The organism is Aeromonas sp. QDB23, assembly GCF_027707745.1.
GTDB classification, from domain to species: Bacteria; Pseudomonadota; Gammaproteobacteria; order Enterobacterales; family Aeromonadaceae; genus Aeromonas; species Aeromonas allosaccharophila.
On the sequence record NZ_JAPCJA010000173.1, the window covers coordinates 1 to 705 of the forward strand.

The 705-nt window shown below is 49.9% G+C and carries 1 pseudogene; it reads left to right on the forward strand.

The features are described from left to right. Positions 1-139 precede the first annotated feature (139 nt). Positions 140-705 (forward strand): annotated as a pseudogene (locus PG888_RS23035) (hypothetical protein); the annotation flags it as partial.

Here is a 705-nt window from a genome sequence, read left to right on the forward strand (position 1 = left end):
GGGGCATGCAGTCGTGGCAAGCCCTCCGATGCCATATCGGCTCTTGAAGCTGGCTGAGGGTCATGGGTAATCAGGTAACGCATTGATCGTTAAGGGGCCTGTAGTCAAAAGAGCGCAGGGTAGTATCAATGATGGTGTCATGCATGTGGCCGATGTGATGCCAACCTTGCTGGAGATCGCAGGCGCAAAATATCCTGATTCGTATCAGGGCCATAAGCTGCCATCCCTGGCTGGGAAATCATGGTTACCAACCTTGGCTGGTCAAACAGCATCACCACGAACTACGCAGGATTATATTGCCTGGGAAATCTTTGGCAATCGGGCCTTACGGCAAGATGACTGGAAAATTCGTTGGCAATTCAAACCATTTGGCAAAGGTGAATGGGAACTTTTCAATATTGCGAAAGATCCTGCCGAGCGCATAGATCTGGCCTCTCAGGAGCCCGCCAAACTCGGTGAAATGCTGAAACTCTGGGATCACTATGTGGCCGTGAATAATGTCATCATTCCAAGCAGATCCCCATTCGAGACATTGGACGATGTGCTTCCCATGCGAACTCCAGTCGAGGCGGGTTACCCACCATTGTTCTACAAGAAGCAGTTTGTGCCGCCTGCTGACATGGTTACAACCTCAGAGATCCCCTCATTTTTAGAGACTCAAATAATTCCAAGTGTGCGGGTATATAAGCGGTGTTGCTTCAGGTA